Origin of the sequence: Salinilacustrithrix flava (genome assembly GCF_041228405.1) — a bacterium.
Taxonomy (GTDB): Bacteria; Actinomycetota; Acidimicrobiia; order Acidimicrobiales; family Salinilacustritrichaceae; genus Salinilacustrithrix; species Salinilacustrithrix flava.
Window position 1 is genome coordinate 2833744 of the sequence record NZ_CP133888.1, and the last position, 25023, is coordinate 2858766.

At 70.4% G+C, this 25023-nt stretch carries 27 protein-coding genes and 1 tRNA gene; 12 read left to right on the forward strand and 16 right to left on the reverse strand.

What is annotated here, in order from left to right; all coding sequences use genetic code 11:
- From RGQ06_RS13875 to smpB, 7 genes are all read right to left on the reverse strand, one after another.
- On the reverse strand, positions 1–924 hold the full coding sequence (locus RGQ06_RS13875; RefSeq protein WP_432430080.1) for a carbohydrate ABC transporter permease: 924 nt from the start codon (positions 922–924) through the stop codon (positions 1–3).
- Positions 921–1820: a carbohydrate ABC transporter permease gene (locus RGQ06_RS13880; RefSeq protein WP_432430081.1), complete on the reverse strand. Its 900-nt coding sequence runs from the start codon at positions 1818–1820 to the stop codon at positions 921–923. The genes RGQ06_RS13875 and RGQ06_RS13880 overlap by 4 nt, the downstream gene beginning before the upstream one ends.
- Positions 1820–2917, reverse strand: a complete 1098-nt coding sequence (locus RGQ06_RS13885; protein ID WP_432430082.1) for an ABC transporter ATP-binding protein — start codon at positions 2915–2917, stop codon at positions 1820–1822. Before RGQ06_RS13885 ends, RGQ06_RS13880 begins: the two co-directional genes overlap by 1 nt.
- Before the next feature lie 47 nt (positions 2918–2964).
- A complete protein-coding gene (locus RGQ06_RS13890; RefSeq protein ID WP_432430083.1) occupies positions 2965–3432 on the reverse strand; it encodes a DsrE/DsrF/DrsH-like family protein in 468 nt (155 codons plus the stop codon).
- 32 nt (positions 3433–3464) lie between these two features.
- Positions 3465–3782, reverse strand: a complete 318-nt coding sequence (locus RGQ06_RS13895; protein WP_432430084.1) for a TusE/DsrC/DsvC family sulfur relay protein — start codon at positions 3780–3782, stop codon at positions 3465–3467.
- A gap of 20 nt (positions 3783–3802) precedes the next feature.
- Complete coding sequence (gene sqr, locus RGQ06_RS13900; RefSeq protein ID WP_432430085.1) at positions 3803–5038, reverse strand: type III sulfide quinone reductase, selenoprotein subtype; 1236 nt, start codon at positions 5036–5038, stop codon at positions 3803–3805.
- A gap of 79 nt (positions 5039–5117) precedes the next feature.
- Entirely contained in the window at positions 5118–5588 is a 471-nt protein-coding gene (gene smpB / locus RGQ06_RS13905; protein ID WP_432430086.1) for an SsrA-binding protein SmpB, read from the reverse strand.
- 66 nt (positions 5589–5654) lie between these two features.
- Between smpB and RGQ06_RS13910 the strand changes: the two genes are divergently transcribed.
- From RGQ06_RS13910 to RGQ06_RS13925, 4 genes are all read left to right on the forward strand, one after another.
- Positions 5655–6563 carry a M15 family metallopeptidase gene (locus RGQ06_RS13910; RefSeq protein WP_432430087.1) on the forward strand — a complete coding sequence of 303 codons (909 nt, stop codon included), beginning with the start codon at positions 5655–5657 and terminating at the stop codon, positions 6561–6563.
- 11 nt (positions 6564–6574) lie between these two features.
- Positions 6575–6979, forward strand: coding sequence for a Mov34/MPN/PAD-1 family protein (locus RGQ06_RS13915; RefSeq protein ID WP_432430088.1), 405 nt, complete (start codon positions 6575–6577; stop codon positions 6977–6979).
- A gap of 94 nt (positions 6980–7073) precedes the next feature.
- The gene (locus RGQ06_RS13920) at positions 7074–8021 is read left to right on the forward strand and encodes a PLP-dependent cysteine synthase family protein (RefSeq protein ID WP_432430089.1); all 948 of its coding nucleotides are present in this window, start codon (positions 7074–7076) and stop codon (positions 8019–8021) included.
- 90 nt (positions 8022–8111) lie between these two features.
- Positions 8112–9284: an ABC transporter ATP-binding protein gene (locus RGQ06_RS13925; RefSeq protein WP_432430090.1), complete on the forward strand. Its 1173-nt coding sequence runs from the start codon at positions 8112–8114 to the stop codon at positions 9282–9284.
- A gap of 67 nt (positions 9285–9351) precedes the next feature.
- Here RGQ06_RS13925 and RGQ06_RS13930 read toward each other — a convergent pair whose 3' ends face one another.
- From RGQ06_RS13930 to RGQ06_RS13950, 5 genes are all read right to left on the reverse strand, one after another.
- Positions 9352–10713, reverse strand: coding sequence for a carbohydrate ABC transporter permease (locus RGQ06_RS13930; protein WP_432430091.1), 1362 nt, complete (start codon positions 10711–10713; stop codon positions 9352–9354).
- A complete protein-coding gene (locus tag RGQ06_RS13935; protein WP_432430092.1) occupies positions 10710–12059 on the reverse strand; it encodes a carbohydrate ABC transporter permease in 1350 nt (449 codons plus the stop codon). The genes RGQ06_RS13930 and RGQ06_RS13935 overlap by 4 nt, the downstream gene beginning before the upstream one ends.
- Before the next feature lie 132 nt (positions 12060–12191).
- Complete coding sequence (locus RGQ06_RS13940; protein ID WP_432430093.1) at positions 12192–13571, reverse strand: extracellular solute-binding protein; 1380 nt, start codon at positions 13569–13571, stop codon at positions 12192–12194.
- A gap of 94 nt (positions 13572–13665) precedes the next feature.
- Positions 13666–14730 carry a LacI family DNA-binding transcriptional regulator gene (locus RGQ06_RS13945; protein ID WP_432430094.1) on the reverse strand — a complete coding sequence of 355 codons (1065 nt, stop codon included), beginning with the start codon at positions 14728–14730 and terminating at the stop codon, positions 13666–13668.
- Positions 14727–16322 (reverse strand): alpha-amylase family glycosyl hydrolase, encoded by a 1596-nt coding sequence (locus RGQ06_RS13950; protein WP_432430095.1) that lies wholly within the window; start codon positions 16320–16322, stop codon positions 14727–14729. The genes RGQ06_RS13945 and RGQ06_RS13950 overlap by 4 nt, the downstream gene beginning before the upstream one ends.
- Before the next feature lie 64 nt (positions 16323–16386).
- On the opposite strand from RGQ06_RS13950, the gene RGQ06_RS13955 reads away from it, so the two are divergent.
- The 5 genes from RGQ06_RS13955 to rdgB are packed head-to-tail and all read left to right on the forward strand — an operon-like array spanning position 16387 to position 20196.
- A complete protein-coding gene (locus RGQ06_RS13955) occupies positions 16387–17283 on the forward strand; it encodes a mechanosensitive ion channel family protein (RefSeq protein ID WP_432430096.1) in 897 nt (298 codons plus the stop codon).
- A 4-nt stretch (positions 17284–17287) separates the two neighbouring features.
- A complete protein-coding gene (gene murI, locus RGQ06_RS13960) occupies positions 17288–18097 on the forward strand; it encodes a glutamate racemase (RefSeq protein WP_432430097.1) in 810 nt (269 codons plus the stop codon).
- The gene (locus RGQ06_RS13965) at positions 18094–18855 is read left to right on the forward strand and encodes an MBL fold metallo-hydrolase (protein ID WP_432430098.1); all 762 of its coding nucleotides are present in this window, start codon (positions 18094–18096) and stop codon (positions 18853–18855) included. Before murI ends, RGQ06_RS13965 begins: the two co-directional genes overlap by 4 nt.
- A gap of 10 nt (positions 18856–18865) precedes the next feature.
- Complete coding sequence (rph, locus tag RGQ06_RS13970; protein WP_432430099.1) at positions 18866–19630, forward strand: ribonuclease PH; 765 nt, start codon at positions 18866–18868, stop codon at positions 19628–19630.
- Positions 19627–20196, forward strand: a complete 570-nt coding sequence (gene rdgB, locus RGQ06_RS13975) for an RdgB/HAM1 family non-canonical purine NTP pyrophosphatase (protein ID WP_432430100.1) — start codon at positions 19627–19629, stop codon at positions 20194–20196. Before rph ends, rdgB begins: the two co-directional genes overlap by 4 nt.
- A gap of 6 nt (positions 20197–20202) precedes the next feature.
- Here rdgB and RGQ06_RS13980 read toward each other — a convergent pair whose 3' ends face one another.
- Complete coding sequence (locus RGQ06_RS13980) at positions 20203–20484, reverse strand: hypothetical protein (protein ID WP_432430101.1); 282 nt, start codon at positions 20482–20484, stop codon at positions 20203–20205.
- A 275-nt stretch (positions 20485–20759) separates the two neighbouring features.
- Between RGQ06_RS13980 and RGQ06_RS13985 the strand changes: the two genes are divergently transcribed.
- Positions 20760–22094, forward strand: a complete 1335-nt coding sequence (locus RGQ06_RS13985; protein ID WP_432430102.1) for a DUF222 domain-containing protein — start codon at positions 20760–20762, stop codon at positions 22092–22094.
- An 80-nt stretch (positions 22095–22174) separates the two neighbouring features.
- Here the strand turns inward: RGQ06_RS13985 and RGQ06_RS13990 are convergent, their stop codons facing one another.
- The gene (locus tag RGQ06_RS13990) at positions 22175–23164 is read right to left on the reverse strand and encodes an alanine racemase (protein WP_432430103.1); all 990 of its coding nucleotides are present in this window, start codon (positions 23162–23164) and stop codon (positions 22175–22177) included.
- 20 nt (positions 23165–23184) lie between these two features.
- Positions 23185–23970 carry an Fpg/Nei family DNA glycosylase gene (locus tag RGQ06_RS13995; protein WP_432430104.1) on the reverse strand — a complete coding sequence of 262 codons (786 nt, stop codon included), beginning with the start codon at positions 23968–23970 and terminating at the stop codon, positions 23185–23187.
- A gap of 93 nt (positions 23971–24063) precedes the next feature.
- Between RGQ06_RS13995 and RGQ06_RS14000 the strand changes: the two genes are divergently transcribed.
- Positions 24064–24246, forward strand: coding sequence for a hypothetical protein (locus RGQ06_RS14000; RefSeq protein ID WP_432430105.1), 183 nt, complete (start codon positions 24064–24066; stop codon positions 24244–24246).
- Between the two features lie 11 nt (positions 24247–24257).
- Here RGQ06_RS14000 and RGQ06_RS14005 read toward each other — a convergent pair.
- Positions 24258–24341: transfer RNA gene (locus RGQ06_RS14005), tRNA-Leu, on the reverse strand.
- A 46-nt stretch (positions 24342–24387) separates the two neighbouring features.
- Here RGQ06_RS14005 and RGQ06_RS14010 point away from each other — a divergent pair.
- Complete coding sequence (locus RGQ06_RS14010; protein WP_432430106.1) at positions 24388–24990, forward strand: ATP-dependent Clp protease proteolytic subunit; 603 nt, start codon at positions 24388–24390, stop codon at positions 24988–24990.
- Positions 24991–25023: the final 33 nt, after the last annotated feature.

Below are 25023 nucleotides of genomic sequence, written 5' to 3' on the forward strand. Positions count from 1 at the left end.
TCAGCCCTTGACCGCACCGGCGGTCAGGCCTCGGATCAGGTGACGTTGGAAGAAGATGAGGATGGCGAGGATCGGCAGGGCGGCGATGATGGCGGCCGCGAAGCCCAGGTTGAGCTGGTTGATGTTCTCGCTCGCGAACTTCGGCAGCGCGATCTGGATCGTGTCCCACGCCTCGCGCGTGATGATCGAGCGGGGCCACAGGTACTGGTTCCACGCCGACAGGAACGAGATCACCGTGAACGAGGCGATGATCGGCCGGGTGACGGGCACGGCCACGTGCCAGAGGAACCCGAGGTGGCCGTAGCCGTCGAGCTCGGCGGCGTCGCGCAGGTCGTCGGGGATGCCGAGGAAGCCCTGGCGGATGAGGAAGGTGCCGAACGCGGCGGCGAGGAACGGCGCGGTGAGGCCCTGGAAGGAGTTGAACCAGCCGAGCGTCCGGATGGTCTCCACGTTGGCGATGAGCGTCACCTCGATCGGCAGCATCAGCGTCGCCATGAAGCCCATGAACGCGAGCCGGCGGAACGGGAACCGCAGGAACGCGAACGCGTAGGCGGCCAGCACCGAGGTGACGACCTGCGCGGTGGCAATGATGATCGTCATGCCCGCCGAGGTCAGCAGGCGGCGGTCGAGGTCACCCTGGCGGAAGGCACGGGAGAACACATCCCACTCGGGCTCCACCGGACGGGGCGGCTGCCCGGCGGTCAGGTAGGCGATGGGCTGGGACAGCGCCCGGACCAGGATCATCCAGACCGGGAACAGCACGATCAGCGAGAGCAGGGTCAAGGTGAGGTACCACCCCACCTGCTTGGCGAGGCGCGCACGACTGCCTGGTCGCGCCGAGGGCGTCCGGGCCGCCGGCACGTCGCCGAGGCCCGGCGTGGTGGGCGCCACGACCACGTCGTCGTCCGTCGTCGGCTCGCTCATGCCCGGTCGCTCCCGTAGTGCACCCGTCGCTCGAGCAGCAGGAACTGGCCGAGCGCGACGAGGAACGTGATGACGAACAGGCCCACGGCCATGACCGATCCCTCGCCGACGGCACCGCCCTGCTGCTGCTGGAAGATCTTGAACACCAGCGTCTCGGTCGAGCCGGCCGGGCCGCCGTTGGTGAGGATGTCGATCTGGGCGAAGGCCTGGAAGGCGAAGACCGTGAGCACCACCACGAGGAACAGCAGGGTGGGGGAGAGCATCGGGAGCGTGACCGTGAAGAACCGCCTCGTCGGGCTCATGCCGTCCACGGTGGCGGCCTCGTTGATCTCCTCGGGGATGGCCTGCAGGCCGGCGAGCACGATGATGAAGGTGAGCCCGAGGTTCTGCCAGATGGAGCTGAGCGCGACCCCGAACAGCGCCCGGTCGGGGTCGCGGAGCCAGTCGACCTCGAGGTAGCCGACGGTCGGGTTGATCAGGACCAGCCAGACGATGCTGGCCACTGCGACCGACGTCGCCACCGTCGAGGCGAAGATCGTGTGGAAGATCTTGATGCCGCGCAGGCGGCGGTTGGCGGCCACGGCCAGCAGCACGCCCAGCACCAGTCCGGCGGGCACGGTGTAGAGCACGTACCGGACCGTGATGCTCAGCCCCTCGCGGAACTCGTCGCCGGTGAGCACCTCCACGTACTGCTCGGTGCCGACCCAGCGCTGGCGGGTCCGGGTCTGGTTCTGCTGGAAGAACCCCAGGTAGACGATGCGCCCGATGGGATAGAAGAAGAACGCCCCGAAGACCACGACCGACGGGGCGAGGAAGAGCGCCGCCAGCCCGGCCTCGCGGGTCCGCCGGCGCCGCCACCACGACGGTCGGGCACGGGTCGCCTCGGTGGCGGACATCAGTCGATCCGCTCGGTGGTGGAGGGGTCGAAGAGGTGGACGGTGTCCGGCGCAGCCTGCACCCGCACGTCGGTCCCGGGTGCGGCGTGATCTTCGCCGGGGTCGGTGTCCCGCACGATCACGGGGGTTCCCGCCACGTCGCAGTACACGTGGCGCTCGTGGCCGAGCCACTCGATGGCGCGCACGTGCGCGGTCACCCCGTCCTCGGCGATGCGGAGGTGCTCGGGGCGGATGCCGACCACCACGGCATCGCCGTCGGCGACGCCGGTCCGAGGTCCGACGTCGAGGCGACCGTCACCGACCTCGACGTGGGCTCGGCCGCCGTCGACCCGCACCCGGCCGTCGACGGTGTTCATCGGCGGACTGCCGATGAAGCGGGCCACGAAGAGGTTGGCGGGCCGTGCGTACACGTCGCGCGGCGCCCCGACCTGCTGCAGCCGGCCGGCCTCCATCACCGCGATGCGGTCGGCCATCGTCATGGCCTCGACCTGGTCGTGGGTGACGTAGATGATCGTGGTGCGGAGCTGGCGGTGCAGCTCGACGAGCTCCACCCGGGTCTGGGCCCGCAGCTTGGCGTCGAGGTTGGAGAGGGGTTCGTCCATGAGGAACACCTCGGGCCGACGCACGATGGCGCGGGCCAGGGCCACCCGTTGGCGCTGACCACCCGAGAGCGCCCCCGGCTTGCGGTCGAGCAGGTCGCTGAGGCCGAGGATGCGGGCGGCCTCGGCGACCCGGTCGGCGCGCTCGGGCTTGCGCAGCTTGCGCCGGTCTCCGTCCACGTCGTACGAGCGGGTCTTCAGCGGCACCTCGACGTTGTCCCGCACGGTCATGTGGGGGTACAGGGCGTAGCTCTGGAACACCATGGCGATGTCGCGGTCCTTGGCCTCGACGTCGTTCACCGTCGTGTCCCCGATCCGCAGCTCGCCCTCGGACACCGTCTCGAGCCCGGCGATCATCCGCAGGGCCGTGGACTTGCCGCAGCCCGACGGCCCGAGCAGCACCATGAACTCCTGGTCCCTGATCTCGAGGGACATCGAGTCCACCGCGACGACGTCGCCGAAGCGCTTGGTCACCTGATCGAACGTGACTCCGCTCACCGTCGCATCACGCCGCAGAACCTACTGCCGGGCGTGACGGCGCCCGGTCACGTGTAGATGATGTGACCGTCGACCGCCATCTCGTAGAAGTCGCCGACGGTGATGATCCCCTCGACCTGCTCGATCAGGTCGTCCTTGGTGAGGCCGAACAGGTCGACGGTGGCCTGGCAGGCGTAGAGCCCGGCGCCGGTGTCGGAGATCATCTCGATGAACTCGGGGATCGAGGGGATGTCGAGCGCCTCCATCTTGCGCTCCATGTAGTGGGTCATCACCGACGAGACCCCGGGGAGGCCGCCGGCCCAGGTCGCCATGTGGAGGCCGGGGTTGCCGACCGTCGACATCTTGATGTGCTCGTGGCGCTGCCGGTGCACGGCGTCGAGCCCGAAGAAGGTGAAGAACAGGTTCGCCTCCATCCCCTCGGCGCGTGCCCCGTTCGCCATGATCAGCGCGGGGTAGATCCCCTCGAGTGATCCCTGGGAGACGATGATCGAGACCTTGTGGGTGCTCAGGTCCATGGTGGTTCCGTCCTCTGGTTCGTCTGACGTCGCTAGATGCAGCCCTTGGGCTTGGGGATCCCGGCGATGCGGGCGGCGATCTTGGCCGGGCCCTTGGGGAACAGCTGGTAGAGCTCCTTGACCGACACCCCGGAGGTCTTGCCGAGGGCTCGCACCGTCGGCCCGGTGCCGTTGGCGAAGTACTCCTGGCGCATGAAGCGGATGACCTGCCAGTGCTTGTCGTCCAGCTCGTGGATGTCCTCGTTGGCGGCCAGCTCGGGGACCATGTCCTCGGTCCACTGCTCGGGGTCCTCGAAGAAGCCCTCGTCGTTCAGCTCGACCTGGCTGCCGGCGATGGTTGCGGTGGTCATTTCGGTGCTCTCCTCGGTGCTCAGTCGATGTGCTTGCCGGCGCGGGGCATGTCGGCCCCGACGCCGGGGATGTCCCGGCCGGGAAGGAGGCTGTGCCAGTAGAACCACTGGAACATCAGCTTCCCGAGGTGGTTGAGCCGCGACTCCTTGAGCAGCGGCAGGCCCACCGGGCCGGGGTAGTGCCCCTCCACGGGCTCCTGCTCGTAGTTGAAGTCGATGAGCAGGGCCTTGTCGAAGCCGGTCTCGATGAAGCAGTTGGCGTGCCCGTCGAAGCTCGCGTCGAGGGGCTCGCCGCGGAGGAAGCGGGTGATGTTCTCGACCAGCACCTCCCCCTCGAAGTGGCTCACCGAACCGGCCTTGGACGCCGGGAGGTTGGCGGCGTCGCCGATGGCGAAGATCTCCGGCGCCACCTTCGACTGCAGGGTGTGCGGATCGGTCTCGACGAAGTCCAGGGCGTCCCCGAGGCCGGGGGAGCGACCCACGTACTCGGCACCCGAATGCACCGGGATCACCACGGCGAGGTCGAAGGGGACCTCCCGCTCGTCGAAGCCGACGAGCTTCCCCGCCGACCCGTCGACCTCGCCCGTGTTGAACTCGGTGACCAGCTCGACGCCCTTGTCCTCCAGCATCCCGCCGAGCATCGAGGCCGCCCGTGGCTTGGTGAACGCGGCGTCGAGCGGCGTCACCAGGGTGAGCTGCACCCGGTCGCGGATCCCGCGCTCGTGGAAGTACCAGTCGGCCAGGAAGCAGAACTCGAGCGGCGCCACCGGGCACTTGATCGGCATGTCGACCACGTTGACCACGATCCGACCGCCCTGGAAGTCCCGCAGGGCCTGCTCGAGCCCGGTGGCGCCGGGCAGGTCGTAGAAGGTGAAGACCTTCTCCATCCAGCCCGGACCGGTGAGGCCGTCGGTCTCGTCGGGCACGAGCCGGGCGCCGGTGGCGATCACCAGCACGTCGTAGGGGAGCTCGCGACCACCCGCCAGGACGACCCGGTGGCCGTCGACGTCGACGCGGTCGATGTCGGACTCGACGAAGTCGATCCCCTTCTTGAGCTGCCGGTGGCGGGGTCGGATGAGGTCCTCGCCGTGGGCGAGCCCGAACGGCAGGAACAGCAGGCCGGGCTGGTACACGTGCTCCCGGTCCTGGTCCACCACCGTGATGGCGAGCTCGCCTCTGGAGAACTGCTTGCGCAGGCGGTTCGCTGTCAGCGTCCCACCGGTGCCCCCGCCCAGGATCACGACGTTCTCGGTCATGCCCGAACTGTGCGACCGCCGCTCCCGGTTCAGCCAGGGTCCTCGGTCACCAGATACCCCGGGCGGTATGTCACCCGGATCAGTCTCGGCCGCGGTGGGCCAGCGCCCGCTGGATCTCCCGGTCGGCGTCGCGCTCGGCTTCGACGGCGCGCTTGTCATGCAGCTTGCGCCCCTTGCCGACGCCCAGCTCGACCTTGGCCTTGCCGTCCTTGAAGTACAGCGAGAGGGGGACGATGGAGACCCGTTCGAGGTCCACCATCGTCCGCAGCCGGTCCAGCTCGCGCCGGTGCAGGAGCAGCTTGCGGTGCCGGTCGGGGTCGTGGCCGCTGTGGTCCTGGGAGAAGAGGTAGGGCGCGATGTGCACGCCCTGCAGCCACGCCTCGTTGCCCTCGAAGCGGACGTAGCCGTCGGCGATCTGCACCGTGGCCTCCCGCAGCGACTTCACCTCGGAGCCGTGCAGGACGATGCCGGCCTCCAGGGTCTCGGTGATGTCGTAGTTGCGGCGGGCGCGGCGGTTCGCCGCGATGAGGGTGGTGTCGGCAGCGGGCATGGCGTCCGCGACGCTACCGGCACCCTCCCGGTCCGGGTCGATCCGGTTGCCTAGCGTGTCGGCGCGATGCAGCCCTACCCGCCGCGACGACCGGGCCCCCGGCCGAACTACGCCCTCCGCCGCCTGGTGGCCGCCACCGGGGTGCTGCTGGTCGTGTTCCTGGTCTGGAACATCGTGGGCGCGCTCACCGGCGGGGACGACTCGGGCACGGCCCTGACGCCCACCACCCAACCGACCACGACGACCGTGCCGCTCCAGGCCCCGCCGCCCTGCACCCACCCGGAGCAGTCCGAACCCACCGCCTACGACCGCACCGACGACTGGTACCGCACCCTGGTCGATCCGATGCGCGCCGTCCCCGAGCAGTACGAGCCGCCGGACCTGGTCCCGGCATCGGAGGCCGGCTACAGCGCCGAGTACCGCGTCCGCGCCTTGGTCGTGGAGGACCTGAACGCCATGCGCAACGCCTTGATCACCGAGGGCCTGCCCGAGGTCGCCCTCCTCGCCGGGCACCGCTCCATCGCCGACCAGCAGCGGCTCTTCGACGCCCGGGTCGCCGAGCTCGGGCGCGAGGCCGCGGTCGAGGGCACCGCACGTGGCGGTCACAGCGAGCACCACCTCGGCACCACGATCGACGTGCGCCCGATCGGGCAGACCGACGTGGACCAGGCGTTCGGGGAGACGCCCACCGGCCAGTGGCTGGCGGAGAACTCCTGGCAGTACGGCTTCGTGCTGTCGTACCCCGCCGGCGCCGAGGACGTCACCTGCTACAAGTACGAGCCCTGGCACTTCCGCTACCTCGGGCGGGACCTCGCCGGACGGGTGCAGGCCTCGGGGCTCACGCTGCGGGAGTACCTGTGGCACTGGGAGGTCACCGGCACCGAGCCCGGGCAGTCGCCCGCGGCGCCCGCGCCGCCGCTGCCGACCACCTCGGTCCCGGTCGAGACCACGCTGGCCGAGGGCGAGGGCGGATAGGTTCGCCCGCCGTGCTGCGCCTCAGTGCCTCCGCCTACGCCGCCATCGTCGGCCACGCCTACGACGGCCTCCCCGACGAGGCCTGCGGGCTGCTCCTCGGTGACCCTGCCCGGGACGTGGCGCCGATCTTCCACCCGACGGCGAACGCAGCCCGGTCCTCCCGCGTGTACAGCATCGGGCCCCGGGACTTCCTCGATGCCGACGACGCCGCGGCCGAGGCGGGGCTCGCCGTCATCGGCGTCGTGCACAGCCACACCCACACCGACGCCTACCCCTCGCCCACGGACATCGCCCAGGCGCCGGACCCGGACTGGCACTACGTGATCGTGTCCCTGCGCGACGACGCGCCGGTCCTGCGCAGCTACCGCATCGTCGACGGCACCGTCAGCGAGGAGCCCGTCGGCGTCGTGCGCTGAGGATGTGCCGCTGATCGGGAACATCGGACGGTGGATACATTGTTGACCCACGCGGTCAACTTTCCACGCCACCACTCCAGGAGCTCAGGCGACCATGGCAGTCTTCGACTCGGTCCTCGACATGATCGGGAACACCCCCATCGTCGACTGCAGCGCGCTCAGCCCGAACCCCGACGTGCGCATCCTCGGCAAGATGGAGGGCCAGAACCCGGCCGGCTCCGTGAAGGACCGGATCGCGCTCGCGATGATCGAGGAGGCCGAGGCCGACGGCACGCTGACACCGGGCAAGACGATCATCGAGCCCTCCTCGGGCAACACCGGCATCGCCCTGGCGATGATCGCCCGGATGAAGGGCTACCCGATCAAGATCGTGCTGCCCGAGAACGTCTCCATCGAGCGCCGTCAGCTGCTCGAGATCTACGGCGCCGAGATCATCATGAGCCCGGGGGCCGAGGGCTCCAACGGGGCCGTGGCCCGGGCCCGCAAGCTGGCCGACGAGCACCCGGAGTGGGCGTTCCTCTACCAGTACGCGAACGAGGCCAACCCGCTGGCCCACTACCGCACCACAGGCCCCGAGATCTGGGCCGACGTCCCCGAGATCACCCACTTCGTCGCCGGCCTCGGCACCAGCGGCACGCTCATGGGCGTGGGCCGGTTCCTCAAGGAGCAGGACCCCGACATCAAGGTGATCGCCATCGAGCCCCCACTGGGGGAGCGCGTCGAGGGCCTCCGCAACCTGGACGAGGGCTACATCCCGCCGGTCTTCGAGAAGTGGGGCGGCGCCGAGCTGCTCGACCGCAAGCGCATCGTGCGCCCCCGCGAGTCCATCGAGTGGACCCGGCGACTCTCCGAGATCGGCATCTTCTCCGGCATCTCCGCCGGCGCGGCCCTGGCCGGCGCGGTCAAGGTGGCCGGCGAGATCGAGTCGGGGACCATCGTGTTCGTGGTGTGCGACTACGGGTGGAAGTACATCTCCACGGGTGCCTGGACCGACGATCTCGACGAGGTCGTGGAGCGCGCCGAGCGGATCATCTACTTCTGATCCGAGATCATCGACTTCTCACCACACGCGGGCCGGAGCCGGTGTACGCTGCAAGCGCTTTCAGCCAGCCGAGCGACAGGGGGAACCGTCGTGGCGCAAGTGACCCTCGACAAGGTCTCGAAGGTGTATCCGAACGGCTTCGAGGCCGTGCACGAACTCGAAGTCGAGATCCGCGACGGTGAGTTCCTGGTCCTGGTCGGACCATCCGGCTGTGGCAAGTCCACGGCGCTGCGGATGGTGGCCGGGCTCGAGGAGATCACCAGCGGCGAGCTGCGCATCGCCGGCCGCCGGGTGAACGAGGCCGCGCCGAAGGACCGGGACATCGCCATGGTGTTCCAGAACTACGCGCTGTACCCGCACATGTCGGTGTTCGACAACATCGCCTTCGCCCTCAAGCTGGCCAAGGTCTCCAAGTCCGAGATCGAGGAGCGGGTCCACAAGGCGGCCGAGATCCTCGAGCTCACCGAGAACCTGGACCGCAAGCCGGGCCAGCTCTCGGGTGGCCAGCGCCAGCGCGTGGCCATGGGCCGGGCCATCGTGCGCCAGCCGGCCGCGTTCCTCATGGACGAGCCGCTGTCGAACCTCGACGCCAAGCTGCGCGTGCAGATGCGGGCCGAGATCGCCCGCATCCAGCGCGAGCTCGGGGTCACCACGCTCTACGTCACCCACGACCAGGTCGAGGCCATGACGATGGGCGATCGCGTGGCGGTCCTGAAGGACGGCATCCTCCAGCAGGTCGACACGCCACAGAACCTCTACGACCACCCCGACAACGTCTTCGTCGCCGCCTTCATCGGCTCGCCGTCGATGAACCTCTACGAGGGCGTGCTGAGCCGCGCCGACGGCGGCGCGTCGCTGAAGCTGGGCAGCCAGACCGTGGCGGTGCCGCCGGAGGTGCTCGAGCGCAAGCCGGGCATGAAGGACCACCTGGGGGAGAAGGTGACGGTGGGCATCCGCCCCGAGGACATGGAGGACGCCTCCCTCAAGCCCGATCACCCCCGGGACCAGCTCATCAAGACCGATGTCGAGCTGGTCGAGGCGCTCGGCTCCGAGCTGATGATCCACGCCTCGATCGACGCACCGAAGGTCCACTCGGGCGATCCCGACGTCAAGGACGAAGGCACGGCCGGTGCCGCCGGCACGCCCCTGGTCGGGCGGTTCAGCCCCCGCAGCCGCGTGAACCGGGGCGAGACCATCGAGGTGGCCATCGATTCCGCGAACCTCTACTTCTTCGACTCCCAGTCCGGCCTGACGCTGCGCTGAACGGCACACGAGAACGACGACGGGCCCGGGCAGATGCCCGGGCCCGTCTCGCGTCTGGGATCGGGCGTCAGCCCTTCACGGACCCGGCCAGCAGGCCTCGGACGAAGTACCGCTGCAGGCTGAAGAACACGACGAGGGGAACGCTCATCGTCACGAACGCCGCCGCGGTGAGCACGTGCCAGTCCTGGCCACGTCCGCCGGACAGGTTGGCCAGCCGCATCGTGAGCGGGTGGGCGTCGGCGTTGCCGCCGAGGAACGTCAGCGCCACCAGGTAGTCGTTCCAGGTCCACAGGAACTGGAAGATGCCGAAGGCGGCCAGCGCCGGCACCGACAGCGGGACGATGAGCCGCCAGAAGATGGTGTAGTGGTCGGCGCCGTCGATGCGGGCGGCCTCGAAGATGTCCTTGGGCAGGCCGGACACGTAGTTGTAGAGCAAGAAGATCGCCAGCGGCAGGCCGAAGCCGGTGTGGGTGAGCCACACCGACACCGCCTTGCCGTTGAGATCGAGGTCCGGGAAGATCGTGAAGCTGCCGATGTGGGCGCCGCCGACGAAGAGCTGCAGCAGCGGGATCAGGGACATCTGCAGCGGCACCGCCATGAGCGACACCACGGCGACGAACAGCCACTTGCGGCCCGGAAACTCCATCCACGCGAAGGCGTAGGCCGCGAACAGCGCGATGGAGATCGGGATCACCGTGGCCGGCAGCACGATGGCGATCGAGTTCAAGAACGCCTCGAACATGTTGGGAGCCGAGCTGCCGCCGGACTCGAGGACGATCCGGTAGTTGTCGATCGTCAGCTGGGGGTTGGTGAAGATCGTCCACCAGCCCTCCGTCTTCACCGCCCGTTCGGCTCGGAACGATGACAGCAGCAGGCCGATGGTCGGCAGCGACCACACCGCCACGATCGACCACAGGGCCACGGTGCGGCCGGCACCGGACATCCGGTCGGCCGGGAAGTCCTTCTCCACGGCCGGCGAGCGCAGGAACCACACCATCGCCAGGGCGGCGGCGAGCAGCGCGATGGAGATCGCGTACGGCGCGATGTCGCTACCGCTGGCGACGGCCGACAGGACGCCGAAGATGGCGATCGCCAGGGCGTGGACCCCGTAGGTGGCGATCATCGCCGGCTGTGCCCACGACACCCGCTTGAGCAGGAGCAGCCCGCCGACGGCGGACCAGGCCCCGAGGACCATGACGGCCAGGCCGCCCACGGTCAGGGTGGCGATCTCGTCGGACAGGCCGAAGAGGAACCAGTCCATCCCCCAGATGAACGCGATGGCCCCGCCGACCATGGAGGCGATGGCGAGGATCGTGGTGGTTCGGGACCTGGGCCCCCGCGGCGGCAGCCCGCTCTCGACGCCGTGCTCCCGGGGGTCGTCGCCCTCCGGCTCCAGGCGTCGGCCCGGCTCGCTCTGGATCGCGCTCACAGCTGTGACTCCTCACGGACGCGGCGGACGTTGATGTACATCAGCGGCAGGACCGCCAGGAACAGCACGGAGGCGAGTGCCGCACCCCGGCCGATGTTCCCGAACCGGAACGCCTGGTCGAACATCTCGTTTGCGATGACGTTCGTGCCGAACTCGCCGTTGGTCATCACCTTGACGATGTCGAAGACCTTCATGACGAGGATGATCAAGGTGGTGACCACCACGAGGATCGTGGAGCGGATCTGGGGGAGGATGATCCGCCAGAAGATCTGGGACTCGGTGGCGCCGTCGACGCGGGCGGCCTCGATGTAGTCGTCGGGCACGGCCTTGATGGCCGAGGACAGCACGACCATGGCGAACCCGGTCTGGCCCCAGATCAGCACGATGATGAGGAAGAACGTGTTCCACGGCCGGGCCTGGAGCGGGTCCAGGACCGCACCGCCGAGGCCACGCCACACGGCGTTCAGCACGCCGATCTGGTCGGAGGCCTGCGGGCGGAAGGCGTAGACGAAGCGCCAGATGATGGAGGCGCCGACGAAGCTGATCGCCATCGGCAGGAAGATGAGCGCCTTGGCGATGGCCTCGCCCTTCACCCGGTCGGCGAGCACCGCCACGGCGAGGCCGAGGGCGGTGGCGATCGCCGTCACGGCGAAGACCCACCAGAGGTTGTTCCAGACGACGCCTCGCGCCGAGGTGAACAGGGAGAACAGCACGAACGTCACCCCGGCGGCGATCGCCAGGACCGTGCCGGCCGAGGAGAAGTCCGTCCGGGTGCCGATCGCCTTGCCGTTGCGCATGGCCAGGCCCACGCCTACGGCCAGCGCCACGAGGCCGACCCAGAAAAGCCGGCTGGTGAACATGTCGGTGATGCCGTCGAAGCCGAAGATGTCGTCTGAGGTGAAGATCCAGCCGTACTGCTCGCCGCCGACCACGTCGTTGCCGGCGTTGTCGAGGATCGACAGGTAGAGCGTGCGCGCGGTCGGCACGACGAGCGCCACGAAGATGAACAGCAGCGCCGGCCCGACGAAGATCCAGGGACGGAGCTTGGTGGCCACGTTGCCAGGCAGGAGGCTGGCGATGCCGTTGGCGCCGATGAAGATCCCGGCCGAGGCGGTGATGGAGATCACCACGCCGGTGAGGGCGATCATCAGCGCCGAGTCCGACAGCGCGTCGATGAACCAGAAGGCGACGGCGATGCCGAGCAGCACGCCCGCCACCACGAGCTGCTGGACGGCGTCGGCCTTGGCCCCGGTGGCGCCCCGCGGGCGCGGCGTGCCGGCGCCGTCCGGCGACGTGCCGTCGGGGTCCTCGCCCCCGGTCGGCGGGGCAGTGGTGGGTGCGGTCATGTGGTGTCCCCCCTGGACATCGGTCGCTTGGCGTCCGGGCGCTGATGGTACGTCGCCCGGACGCGGCGATGCCGCGGTCCCACCGGCTCGGGGAGGCGGTGGAACCACGGCATCGGCATCGCTAGTGCTGGCTCAGGACTCCGAGCCGACCGTGATGCCCTCGGGCCAGTTCGCTGCGTAGAAGTTGGCCTGGCGGTGCATCATGCAGTCGCCTTCGATGATCCCGAGGCCGCTCTCGGCGAAGGGCGTGGACGCCGCAGCCTGCAGCCCGCCGAAGACGTAGCCGTCCTCGGACCAGATGTCCATCACGAACTCGCCCACCTCGACGACCTGGGGGTCGTCGAAGGGGATCTCGTGGTTGACCCACTGGTCGTAGACCTCGGGACCGTGGAGGCGGAGCATGTAGTCCTCGATCCAGTCCGTGAACGGCCAGCCAGTGGCGGCATCGGAACCGATGCCGATGCACAGCGGCGTGTTCCCGTCCTCGACCATCTGGTCCATCAGGGCGACGAACTCGTCGTGGTCAGCGGGGACCTCGTAGCCGTTGGCCTCGAAGGCCTCGGGCGAGTACCAGACGAGGGACTTGACGTCGGACTTGTTCGGCACGCCGTAGTACTGGTCGCCGACCTGGCCACCAGCGATGAAGCCCTCGACGAAGTTCTCCTGCATGGCGGAGACGACGTTCTCGGGCAGCGGGACGAGCTGGCAGTCCTCCACGAAGGAACGCAGGAGGCCCGGCTGCGGGAAGATGAACACGTCGGGCGGGTTGCCGCCCTGGACCTGCACGCCGATCTGCTCCTCGGCGCTGCGGTCACCCTGGACCTGCACGGTGATGCCGGTCTCCTCGGTGAAGGCGTCGAAGGACTGCTGGAAGCCCTGCTGCTCCTGCTCGACCTCGGGGCCGAAGATGGTGACGGTGCCGTCACCAGGGCCGATCTCGGGGGCGGGGCACTCGGCGATCTCGGGGACCGGCGGGTAGCCGGACTCGACCTCGCCGAAGGCCTCCTCGACGGTGGCGTTGCCCGAGACGATGTCGGTGGCGGCAGACCAGAAGGTGCCGGCGCCGACCTCGGCGACCATGTCGTCGGAGCCGTCGAAGCGGGCGGACTCGGCGTTCTGGAGGATCTCCACCAGCGTCTGCTCGAAGCCGCTGTAGGACTCGACGTCGACGTTCTGGTTGGCGGACAGGAAGCCGCCGACCTCGGCCTCGAGGCGACGCTCCACGTACTCGGGCGAGGCCATGTACTCGAGGACCGCCATCGTGTCCTCATCGGCGCTGAACGCACCGGCGAAGGTGCCGCCGGTCAGGACGACCTCGCCGGAGTCCCCGACGGGCGGGAGCGGGAAGACGTCGACGCTCTCGATCTCGACGTCACCGCCGCCGGAGTCGTCTCCGGAGTCGTCTCCCGAGTCGTCTCCAGCACTCGTGTCGTCGTCGTCGCCGGCGCAGGCCGCCGCGAAGAGGGAGAGCGCGAAGAGAGCGGCGAGGATACGCCACAGTGGTCGTTTCATTGGTCTTCCCCTGTGTTGCTGGCTGAGTCCTCCAGCGGTCCGGTCTCCCAGGCCGTGGAGGCATGTAAACGATTACAGCGGCGGTCGTTCCCTGTCAATGACCACGGGGTGGGGCCGTCGTGGAGCGCACGAGGAGGCGGGTGTCGCCGACCACGTGGCTGATCTCGGGCGGGGGATCGTCGCCCAGGCCGAGGAGGAGCCGCCCGGCGGTGGCGCCGTGCCACTCGGGGTCCTGGCGCACGGTGGTCAGGCCGAACACGCGGGCCAGCTCGTGGTCGTCGAAGCCGACGATCGACACGTCGCCGGGGACGGCGAGGCCGAGGTCGCCCGCTGCCTGCAGCGCGCCCATGGCCATCTCGTCGGAGAGGGCGAACACGGCGCTCGGTGGTCGGGACTCGCTCATCAGGTGGACCATGGCCTCGGAGCCGCCCTTCACCGAGAACCCGCCGTTGGCCTCGAGATCGGCGTGGTAGTCCAGGCTGGCCTCGAGCAGCGCCTCGACGTAGCCCTGCCGCCGGTGGCCGGGCACGTCGAACGGCAGCGACGTGTGGGCCGAGCCGCCGATGAGCCCGATCCGCCGGTGGCCGAGGTCGAGCAGGTGGCGGGTGGCGGCCAGCGCGGCCGCGCGGTTGTCGACCGTCACGGACGGGAACTCCTCGGTCCACTGCCCGACGGTGACGACGTGGACCCGGTCGGCGGCGAGCGTTCGGATCTCCGTCGCGGTCAGCAGCACGTCGATGAGGATCAGCCCGTCGAGGCGTCGACGGACGGGTGACTGGCCCGACAGGAGGCGAGCGCGCCCGGCACCGTCGCCCACCGAGTGGAGGAGCACGTCCATCCCGGCGTCCGCCAGCACCGCCTCGACGCCTGCGGCCACCTGCGCGAAGTACCAGCTGTTGATGTTGGGGACGGCGAGCCCCACGGTGTCGCTCCGGCCGGTGGCCAGGCGCGACGCGTACGTGTCGACCTGGTAGCTGAGGTCGCGGGCGACCTGCTCGACCCGGGAGCGGGTGGAGGGTGCGACGTTGGGCAGGCCTCGGAGCGCCCGGCTCACCGTCGCCACCGACACGTTGGCCCGACGGGCGACCTCCTCGATCGTGATGGCGTCGGCGCGGGTCCGCGTGCGCGTCCGGCGCTTCGGTGCGTCGGTCGGGGTCACGTGGTCACCTCCATCACCGCGACCGCATCGGGTTCGAGCACGGCTCGGCCGGACCCGACGTCGACCGTGCCGTTCGAGAACGCCAGCTCGACCGGCCCGGGCAGCGGCACCGTCACCGTGCGATCGCCGGCGTTGAGGACGACGAGCACGTCGCCGCTCCGGTAGCCGAGCACCTCGGCCGGCCCCTCGGCGAGCAGCTCCACCGGATCGGTGCCGGGCCGCCGCTCCCGCCGGGTCCGCAGCAGCCGACGCACGGCGTGCAGGGTCGATCCGGGGTCCTCACGCTGGGCATCGACGGTGTCCGCCGCCGTGTGGTTGGCGGGCATCGGGAGCCACGGCGTGCCGGTCGAGAAGCCGAGGTTCGGGGCGTCGGGCGACCAGGGCATCGGGGTGCGGACGGGGTCGCGCCCGCCGTCCGGGTTGGTGTTGCGCACCGCCACGGGATCGGAGGCGGCCGCCGGGTCCACCTCGCCGTCGACCAGGCCGAGCTCGTCACCCTGGTAGAGGAACAGGGGGCCGGGCAGGAACGCGGTGAAGGCCAGGAAGGAGAGCGCCCGGCGCCGGCCCCGGTCCCCGCCTCCGAAGCGCGTCGGTGCGCGGGGGTCGTCGTGGCTGGAGTGCACCCACGCGAACCGGCCCCGGCCGTGGGTGAGCGTCGCGGTCACCACGTGGCGGAGCACCTCGGCGTCCCACGTCGTGTGAAGCACGGGGAAGAAGAACGACAGGTCGAGCACCCCGTCGGCGACGTAGGCCCCGACGGCCTCGGCCGAGTCCAGGTAGACCTCGCCGAGCAGCACCGCGTCGTGCTCCCGCGCCAGGCGGTGCCAGTCGCGGTAGACGTCGAGCGTGCCGGGCTGGTCGAGGTCGTGGTCGTGGCGCATGGCGCCGAACGCCTCGCCCGCAGACGCATCGGGCCCGACCTCGACGAGCACGGGGTTGTCCGCGAACGACGGGTGCTTCACCAACGAGTGGGCGACGTCGATGCGGAAGCCGTCGACCCCGCGCGCCAGCCAGTGGGTGATGATGTCCTCGAACGCGGCGCGGACATCGGGGTTGGCCCAGTTCAGGTCCGGTTGCTCGGGCAGGAACAGGTGGCACCACCACTGGCCCGATGCCTCGTCCAGGGTCCACGCCGGACCGCCGAAGTGGCTGCGCCAGTTGTTGGGCGGACCGCCGTCGGGGGCGCCGTCGCGCCAGATGTAGAAGTCGCGGTACGGGCTCGCCGGATCGGCCAGCGCCGACCGGAACCACTCGTGCTGGTCGGAGGTGTGGTTCGGGACCAGGTCGATGAGCAGGCGCATGTCCCGCTCGTGCACCGCGGCGACCAAGCGGTCGAGGTCGTCGATCGTGCCGAAGCGGGGGTCGACGCCGGTGTGGTCGGCGACGTCGTAGCCGAAGTCGGCCATCGGGGACGGGTAGAAGGGCGTCACCCAGACGATGTCGACGCCGAGGTCGGCGAGGTGGTCGAGCCGGGAGATCAGCCCCGGCAGGTCGCCGATGCCGTCACCGTCGGAGTCGGCGAAGGAGCGCAGGTACACCTCGTAGCCGACTGCATCGGACCACCATCCGGCATCGGTCACCTGATCCCCCACGCTGTGCAATCCTCGCAGCCCGTTCGAAGTTCGATGTAACCGCTTGCAGGAGCACCTGTCAACCATGGTCGCCGACACCGCCACCGTCGTCACCGGGCCGTCCGTCCTCTCGGTCCTCCGCCAGGTGCCGACCGGGGAGATCGAGCTCGACGCGGTGGTGCGCGATGGCGTGACCGCCACGGACTGGCTGGTGGCGGGTGCCACCTTCGCCGGGTTCGTGGTGGCCGCGATGGTGCTGCGGCGCATCATCGAGCGCCTCGTGCGCCGCACCGACCCCGAGGGCGCGATCGCCCGCTTCGCCGCCCGCATGGTGCGGAACCTGGTGGTCCTGGTCGGGCTCCTCTACGCCCTCACCGCCCTCGGCGTGCAGATCGGGCCGCTGGTCGGGGCCCTGGGCGTCACCGGCATCGCCATCGCCTTCGCGGTCACCGCGATCCTGGAGAACGTCTTCGCGTCGGCGATGCTCAAGACCCGGCGTCCCATCCGGGTCGGGGACCAGATCTGGACCAACGAGCGCAGCGGCACCGTCACCGAGGTCAACTTCCGGGCCGTGGTCATCGAGAGCTTCGACGGCGAGCGCGTGTTCATCCCGTCCTCGATGGTCATGGACGACGTCATCGTCAACCACACGGCGACGCCGACCCGCCGGACGGTGCTGCCCGTCGGGGTCGCCTACGGCACCGACCTGCACCGGGCCCAGGACGTCCTCCTCGAGGCCGTGGGCGGCGTGGACGGCGTCCTCCCGGGCCCGGCACCGCAGGCGTGGGTGACGACGTTCGGCGAGTCCAGCATCGACTTCGACGTGCGGTTCTGGACCGCGTCGGACATCGCCACCGTCTTCCGGGTCCGATCCGGCGTGGCCATGGCGATCAAGGACGCCTTCGACCGCGAGGGCATCGAGATCCCCTTCCCGCAGCGGGTGGTCACCATGGTCCCCGACGAGTCGGCCGACCCGAGCTGAGCCGGTGGGGGACGACCGTCCGATCGGCATGTTCGACTCGGGCTTCGGTGGGCTCACCGTGGCCCGGGCCCTGATCGACCTCGCGCCCGGCGAGGACCTGGTCTACGTCGGCGACACCGGCCGCTACCCCTACGGGTCGCGGCCGCTCGAGGAGGTGCGGGGCTTCGCCCACCAGATCAGCCGGTGGCTGGTGGACGTCCACGACGTGAAGGTGGTCGTGGTGGCCTGCAACACCGCCACCGCGGCGGCGCTCGACGAGCTGCAGGCCGAGCTCCCCGTGCCGGTCGTCGGCGTCATCGAGCCGGGCGTGGCGTCGCTCGTGCTGGCGACCCGCAACCAGCGGGTGGGGGTCATCGGGACGGTCGGGACGATCTCCTCGGGCGCGTACCAGCGCGAGGTCGCCGCCGTGGCCCCGCACCTGGAGCTCACGTGCGCTGCCTGCCCCGGCTTCGTCGAGTTCGTCGAGCGGGGCGAGACGCGCTCGGACCAGGTGCACGTGCTCGCCGAACGGCTCCTCGCCCCGATCGTGGAGGCCGACGTCGACGCCCTGCTCCTCGGGTGCACCCACTACCCCTTCCTGGCACGCACGCTGTCCGACGTCCTCGGCCGCGACGTCGTGCTGGTGTCCTCCGCCGACGAGACCGCCTTCCGGGTCCGGGCGATGCTCGAGTCCTCGTGGGCACCGGCCGACCGCGGCGGACGTGGCCGCCAGCAGTGGTTCAGCTCCGGCGACGTGGAGGCCTTCCGCGCGCTCGGCGCCCGTCTGCTCGGGCCGGAGCTGGACGTGGCCAGCGCCGTACGGTGGGAGACGTGAACGCCCCGCCCGGCCTTTCGGTCACCGTCCTCGGGTGCTCGGGCACCTACGCGGGGGCGGGTGGCGCGTGCAGCGGCTACCTGCTCCGCACGGCGACGACGAACCTCTGGATGGACTGCGGCGCCGGATCGCTCGCCAACATCCAGCGCCACGTCGCCCTCCTCGAGCTCGATGGCATCGTGGTCAGCCACTCCCACCCGGACCACTGGCTGGAGCTGCCGGTGCTGCTCAACGCCCTGCGGTACGGCGTGGGTGCGCCGGACCTCGGGATGCCGCTGCTGTGGACGGCGCGCACCGCCGAGCAGTTCGCTGCCATCGCCGCCGAGCCGGAGCCGACCTTCGCCCCGCAGGTCATCGACGAGCGCAGCACGGCGACCATCGGCGACATCGACCTGTCCTTCTCGCGCACCGATCATCCTGTGGAGACCCTGGCGATCCGGGCGGAGCACGCCGGGCACTCGATCGTCTACTCCGCCGACACCGGCGACGCCTGGCGGCTGGCCTCGCTCGGTCCGGACATCGGGCGCACCATCGACCTGGCGATCGTCGAGGCCACGCTCGACGAGGACGACGCCGACGTGGTCCAGCACCTCACCGCGTCCCAGGCCGGCCGCCAGGCGGCCGAAGCGGGTGTGGCAACGTTGGTCCTCACCCACCTCGCACCGGGAAGCGACCCCGAGGCCCGTCGGACCGATGCGGCACGGGCCTTCGCCGGCCCGATCGAGGTGGCCGACATCGACGCCACATTCCGAGCCTGAGGACGCACACATGAGCACCGACACCGAGACGACACGCGGCGACGGGCGCGCCCCGGGCGAGCTCCGCCCGGTCACGATCGAGCGAGACCCCACCGTCATGGCCGAGGGCTCCTGCCTGATCTCCTTCGGCCAGACCAAGGTCCTCTGCACCGCATCGGTGGAGGACGACGTGCCCCGGTGGATGAAGGGCCGGGGCAGCGGCTGGGTGACCGCCGAGTACTCCATGCTCCCGGGTTCGAGCCCCGAACGCGTCGGCCGCGAGGCCGCCAAGGGCAAGCAGAGCGGCCGCACCCAGGAGATCCAGCGCCTCATCGGCCGATCCCTGCGCTCGGTCTGCGACATGCGCCTGCTCGGCGAGCGCCAGGTCACCGTCGACTGCGACGTGCTCCAGGCCGACGGTGGCACACGCACCGCCGCCATCACCGGCGGCTACCTGGCCCTCCACGACGCCCTCACCCGGCGGGTGGCGGCCGGCGACATCGCCGAGCACCCCCTCACCGCGTTCTGCGCCGCCATCAGCGTCGGCGTGGTCAAGGGCGTGCCGGTCTGCGATCTGCCGTACCCCGAGGACTCCACCGCGGATGTCGACATGAACGTGGTGATGACGTCGGAGGGCAGCTTCGTCGAGGTGCAGGGCACCGCGGAGGGCGCGGCGTTCGGCCGTCCCGTGCTGGACCAGCTGCTCGACCTCGCCGAGCAGGGCATCGGTCAGCTCGTCGAGCGCCAGCGGGCCTACGTGGCCGACGCGCCGGCGCCTCGCCCCGCTCAGCGATGACGCACGGGCCGCGCCCGGTGGTGCTGGCCACGGGCAACGCCCACAAGGTCGACGAGGTCGGCGACATCCTCGGTCCTGGCTGGGTGGTCTCCGCGCAGGATCCCGACGTCGAGGAGACCGGCACCACGTTCGAGGAGAACGCGCTGCTCAAGGCGCGCGCGGTGTGCGAGGCGACCGGTGACCTCGCCGTCGCCGACGACAGCGGCATCGAGATCGACGCCCTGGACCGCCGCCCCGGCATCCACTCGGCGCGCTGGACCGAGGAGTCCGACTGGATCCCCCGGGTCCTGCGCGAGCTCGACGGCGTGGCGGGGGAGAGGCGGTCGGGTCGCTACGTCGCCGCGGCCGCGGCAGTGTGGCCCGACGGCCGCGAGGTGGTCGTGCGCGGGGTGGTCGAGGGCCATGTGCCCGATGCCCCCCGGGGTTCGGGCGGCTTCGGCTACGACCCGATCTTCGTGCCGGTCGAGGGTGACGGCCGGACCTTCGCCGAGATGAGCGCCGACGAGAAGCACGACCTGTCCCATCGGGGCCGGGCCTTCCGGGCGCTCGTCGAGCACCTCGCCTGAAGGTCGCTACAGGTCCTCGGCGGGGTCGTCGTCCTCGGAGGGCCCCCACCGCCAACGGGGTGGCGTCGGCCCCTTCCGGGTGGAGATCACGACGAGGGCGGCGATGGCGACGACGACCACGAGGAGGTAGGAGGCCTCCGCCGCGCCGCCCGCTCGCTCCGCGGGGAAGGCGCCAGCGATCAGCACGGCGACGAAGGCGCCGACGGCCGCCCATCCCTGCCACGTGACAGGTGTCCAACCGAAGCCGTACCGCCGGCGCTTGAACCAGAGCTTGCGCTCGTGCTCCACGATCATCTCCTCCTCGTTGCGTCGACCTCGACCGTGCGCGGGACGGGCGAACCCTGACAGAGGCGAAGGTCCTCGTCGAGCCGGGGAGGCTGCGGACGTCGTCTCGGACCGCGGGTTCCTGTCAGACCCCCTGGGTTGAATGGTGGGTGGGCGCTCCGGCTGGGGTCGGAGGTGCCACTCGTCGGCTTCGCGTCGACCGTTCACTGCGATGAGGAAGGAGCGCGGATGCGCTGCCACCGACCACATGCCGGTGATGTCTCGGGGGAGGCGTCGCCGTGACCGATCTGTTGGAACCCGGCGTCGATCCCGACGTCGCCCTCAAGGCGCTCGAGGTTGCGGTGGGGATGGTCCAGGCCGTCGACCTGGATGGGTTGTCGCCGAAGGAGGAGCTCGCGCTCGTGGGCCGGGTCGAGAAGCTGCGCCGCCGGTTGGATCACGGCACCGACCGCACGGTCGCGCACCTCGATGCGAGTGCGGCGTTCAGCCTGGATGGGCACAAGACGGCCAAGGGGGCGTTGAAGGCGATCGGGCGGCTGTCGGGGTCGGAGGCGCATGGGCGGGTGCAGACCAGCCGGGCCCTGCCGAGATTGCCCCTGGTCGAGGCCGCGTATGCCCGGGGGGAGATCCCGACCGAGCACATGCGGGCCATGGCCCGCACCATCGCGAACCCGCGTGTGGCCGAGTGGGTGCCGGATGCGGATCCGATCTTCGCTCACCACGCCACCGTGCTCGGCTACGACGACTTCGTCGCAGCGCTGCGCCAGTGGGAGGCCCTGGCCGACGCCGATGGGGCGGATCAGGGTGCGGAGCGGTGCCACGAGCGACGGAACGCGTCGCTGCAGGAATCGGCCATCGATGGGTCGTTCCGTCTCGAGGCGAACCATGGCGGGTTGCAGGGGGCGGCGATGGCGGAGATCTTCGAACGCTTCGAGACCGCCGAGCTGCATGCCGACTGGGCCGTCGCCCGCGAGGTGCATGGCGACGACGCCCGCGTCGAGCACCTGGAACGCACCCCCGCGCAGCGGCGGGCGGACGCCATCTTCGAGATCTTCCGCCGCGCCGCCGCATCAGAGGGCTGCTCGCCGGAGCCGCTGGTCAACATCATCATCGACCAGGACACCTTCGAAGACGAGCTCCGCCGCTCCGCCGGCACGGAAGTCCGGGTCGATCCGAACGAGGTGCTCGACCGTCGCCGCTGCCACGCCATGGACGGCACCGTCCTGCGTCCGGCCGAGGCGGTCGCGGCCGCACTGGTCGGCCACGTCCGCCGGGTGGTGGTCGACTCGGCCGGGACGGTGATCGATCTGGGGCGGAGGCAGCGGCTGTTCACCGGCTCGGCTCGTGACGCTGCGTTCCTCCAAGCCCTGCTGCGAGGACCGGGCGGGCTCGGCTGCCTCTGGCCTGGTTGTGACGGGCGAGGACGGAGCTTGCAGGTCGACCACCGCGACCCGGCGTGTCGGGGCGGGCCCACCAACACCGACAACTCCGATGCGTACTGCGGGTTCCACAACCGCACCAAGGAACACGGCTTCCGCCCCGTCCGCCATCCCGACGGCACCTGGACCATCCACCGACCCGACGACGACGGACCCATCACCCCACCCGTCTGAACCCCACCCTCGACCCGACGACGGAGCACCGACCACCAGACCGGCCACTCAGACGCGCCCGGCCGCCAGGAAGGCGCCGCTCACCACCCGCGCAGGTCCACCGGCCACTCGTCGACGACCTCGTCGCCGTCGAGCACCCACATGCGATCGTGCTTGGCGACGGTCGGATCGAGGTGGGCGGGGAGGAGCCGGACCCGGTCGCCGACGGAGACGTCGAGCCCGGCGAAGGTGACGTGCTCGTCGGAGACGATCCAGACCTCCGCGCCCGGGAGCGAGGGCTTACCGCTGTCCATGCCGAACGCCTTCAGCCCGGCGTCGGCCACCGCCCACCCCTTGGGGCTCACCGAGATGACCGTGGCGTCGACGCCGACGGCGATCTCGAAGGGCACGTGCGGCGCGAACGACGTGTCCATCAGCACGTAGGTGCCGGCTTGCACCTCGGTGGCCCACTCGTTGAGCTCGGCCGTCATCGTCCCGCCGCCCGAGACGACGTCGCCGCCGACCAGGTCATGGGCTCGGAGGAGGAGGCTCATGGCCATCTCGACCGCACCCCGTCGCTCCTCCCGGTCGAGCAGGGCGTTGACGTGGCCCTCGTAGCCCATGACCCCGCGCACCTGCATGCCAGCGGCGCGAGCGCGATCGGCCAATCGGCCGGCGTCGTCCACGGCGCACCCGCAGCGGGGGAGGCCGACCTCGACATCGACGAGCACCCGTTGGATCCCGGCTGCGGCGGCAGCGTCGACCGTCTCGTCCGAGTCGACCGCCACCGTGACGGGCACGTCGAGCTCCGCCATCGCCCGGAGGCGTCGAGGGTCGAGGGTCTCGTTCGCGAGGAGCAGGTCGTCGCCGAGGCCGGCGCCGGCCATCCCGAGCACCTCCGCCACCGTGGCGCAGCAGAAGCCGGGGTGCCCGGCATCGATCAGGTGCCGGGCGAGGGCGGTCGACTTGAAGGCCTTGACGTGCGGGCGCAGCCTCCGTCCCGGGTGGAGCCCCGCCATGCGGGTGACGTTCCGATCGAACACCGCCCGGTCGACGACGAGGGCGGGCGTCTGGAGCTCCGAGACGTGCACGCCGTCGACGCTACGCCCGGTCAGGGCGACTGGCAGGTGGCGCAGGCGTAGGAGGTGCGGTTCCCGATCGGTATGCGGACCACATCGGCACCGCACGTCCGGCACCGCTCCTGCTTGTAGACGTGGAACGACTCCTCTCGGGAGATGCTGGTCAGCCGCCGTCCGCCGAGGGGAACGGTGACGATCCGGTTGCGCTTCAGCCCGAGGCGGAGCTGCTCGACGGACAGGCGCCACAACGTGCGGACCTCGTCCTCCGACAGCGATTGCCCCGGGCGGCTCGGGTCGATGCCGGCGAGGTGCAGGACCTCGGCGCGGTAGACGTTGCCGACGCCGGCGATCACGGATTGGTCGAGGAGCAGGGCGCCGATGGGCTTGCGGCTCCGCCGGACGGCGTCGATGAACGGTCGGGGGTCAGCCCGTCGCTGCAGCGGGTCGGGGCCGAGGGTGGCCGTCACCTCGTCGACGACGTCGGGGTCGCGCAGCTCGCAGGTCATCGGGCCGGTGAGGTCCCAGGCGGTCGCCTCGCCCGACAGGCGCAGTCGCAGGTTCGGGGATGGCTCGGGTGCCGGGAGCTGGTGGCGTCGGAACTTCCCGATGAGGCCGAGGTGGACGTACAGCACCTCTCCTCCGTCCCAGTGCAGGAACAGGTGCTTGCCGTGGGCCTCGGTGCCCGTCAGCACCTGGCTGTCGAGGCGTCGTGCCCCGTCGGCGAAGCGCTCCTGGCGCGTGGTGGCCGCCACCGGGCGGTCGAGGAGGTCCTCCCCCAGATCCCGGGCGAGGCGGTGGATGGTGTGGCCCTCGGGCATCACGAGAGCATGCCGGGCCGGAACGGCTGCGCGGCCACGCACCGGCATCGACGGGCCCTGTACGAGCGCAGCGAGCGGGCGTACGGTGAGCCGGTGCTGAAGACGATCCTGTTCCTGGCCGTCCTGGGCTGCCTCGCCTGGTTCGGGTCCAAGGAGCTCGAGCTGCGGGGCACGAACGCTCCGGCGACCCCGTCGGTCGGGTACCCGACCGTCGATGCCGGCGACGGTGTCGGCAGCGTGGGTGACGGCACCAAGGGCATCCTCGGCGGACCCTGAGCTCGGGTCGGTGCATCAGGTGGGACTCGAACCCACACGCGCTCTCGCGCACAGGGACCTAAACCCTGCGTGTCTGCCAGTTCCACCACTGATGCGTGGAGCAGGACGGTACCCGGCGACGCCGCCGCTAGATTCCGACCCGTGACCGATCAGCTCCCGACCCCACTCGCCGCCGATCTGCCGGGGCTCGACGCGCAGGGCTTCCAGATCTACAACCAGCTCCTGTCGAACCGCATCGTCTTCCTCGGGACCGACGTCAACGACCAGATCGCCAACCAGATCTGCGCCCAGCTCCTGTACCTGGAGGGCCAGGACCCCGAGAAGGACATCTGGCTGTACATCAACAGCCCGGGCGGCTCCGTCACCGCCGGCATGGCGATCTACGACACGATGAACTTCATCGGCCCGGACGTGGCCACCATCTGCATGGGCCTCGCCGCCTCGATGGGCCAGTTCCTCCTGGGCGCCGGCACCAAGGGCAAGCGCTACTCCCTGCCGCATGCCCGGATCATGATGCACCAGCCCTCGGGCGGCTTCCAGGGCCAGGCCTCCGACATCGCCATCCAGGCCGAGCAGCTCGCGTTCATCAAGAAGCTGATGGCCGAGCGCATCGCCGAGCACACCGGCCAGACCATCGAGCAGATCCAGGCCGACTCCGAGCGCGATCGCTGGTTCACGGCCGAGCAGGCCCTCGAGTACGGCATCGTCGACAAGGTCATCACCCGCCGCGGCGAGACCGACTGAGCCGGAGCCGGCGCCCTGCGGGGCGCCGGTCGC

What these genes read in the sequence shown, in the direction of transcription:
- RGQ06_RS13875 (WP_432430080.1), bottom strand. Translation starts at nt 924, where the DNA reads ATGAGCGAGCCGACGACGGACGACGACGTGGTCGTGGCGCCCACCACG.
- RGQ06_RS13880 (WP_432430081.1), bottom strand. Translation starts at nt 1,820, where the DNA reads ATGTCCGCCACCGAGGCGACCCGTGCCCGACCGTCGTGGTGGCGGCGC.
- RGQ06_RS13890 (WP_432430083.1), bottom strand. Translation starts at nt 3,432, where the DNA reads ATGGACCTGAGCACCCACAAGGTCTCGATCATCGTCTCCCAGGGATCA.
- RGQ06_RS13895 (WP_432430084.1), bottom strand. Translation starts at nt 3,782, where the DNA reads ATGACCACCGCAACCATCGCCGGCAGCCAGGTCGAGCTGAACGACGAG.
- sqr (WP_432430085.1), bottom strand. Translation starts at nt 5,038, where the DNA reads ATGACCGAGAACGTCGTGATCCTGGGCGGGGGCACCGGTGGGACGCTG.
- smpB (WP_432430086.1), bottom strand. Translation starts at nt 5,588, where the DNA reads ATGCCCGCTGCCGACACCACCCTCATCGCGGCGAACCGCCGCGCCCGC.
- RGQ06_RS13910 (WP_432430087.1), top strand. Translation starts at nt 5,655, where the DNA reads ATGCAGCCCTACCCGCCGCGACGACCGGGCCCCCGGCCGAACTACGCC.
- RGQ06_RS13920 (WP_432430089.1), top strand. Translation starts at nt 7,074, where the DNA reads ATGGCAGTCTTCGACTCGGTCCTCGACATGATCGGGAACACCCCCATC.
- RGQ06_RS13935 (WP_432430092.1), bottom strand. Translation starts at nt 12,059, where the DNA reads ATGACCGCACCCACCACTGCCCCGCCGACCGGGGGCGAGGACCCCGAC.
- RGQ06_RS13940 (WP_432430093.1), bottom strand. Translation starts at nt 13,571, where the DNA reads ATGAAACGACCACTGTGGCGTATCCTCGCCGCTCTCTTCGCGCTCTCC.
- RGQ06_RS13955 (WP_432430096.1), top strand. Translation starts at nt 16,387, where the DNA reads ATGGTCGCCGACACCGCCACCGTCGTCACCGGGCCGTCCGTCCTCTCG.
- rph (WP_432430099.1), top strand. Translation starts at nt 18,866, where the DNA reads ATGAGCACCGACACCGAGACGACACGCGGCGACGGGCGCGCCCCGGGC.
- rdgB (WP_432430100.1), top strand. Translation starts at nt 19,627, where the DNA reads ATGACGCACGGGCCGCGCCCGGTGGTGCTGGCCACGGGCAACGCCCAC.
- RGQ06_RS13995 (WP_432430104.1), bottom strand. Translation starts at nt 23,970, where the DNA reads ATGCCCGAGGGCCACACCATCCACCGCCTCGCCCGGGATCTGGGGGAG.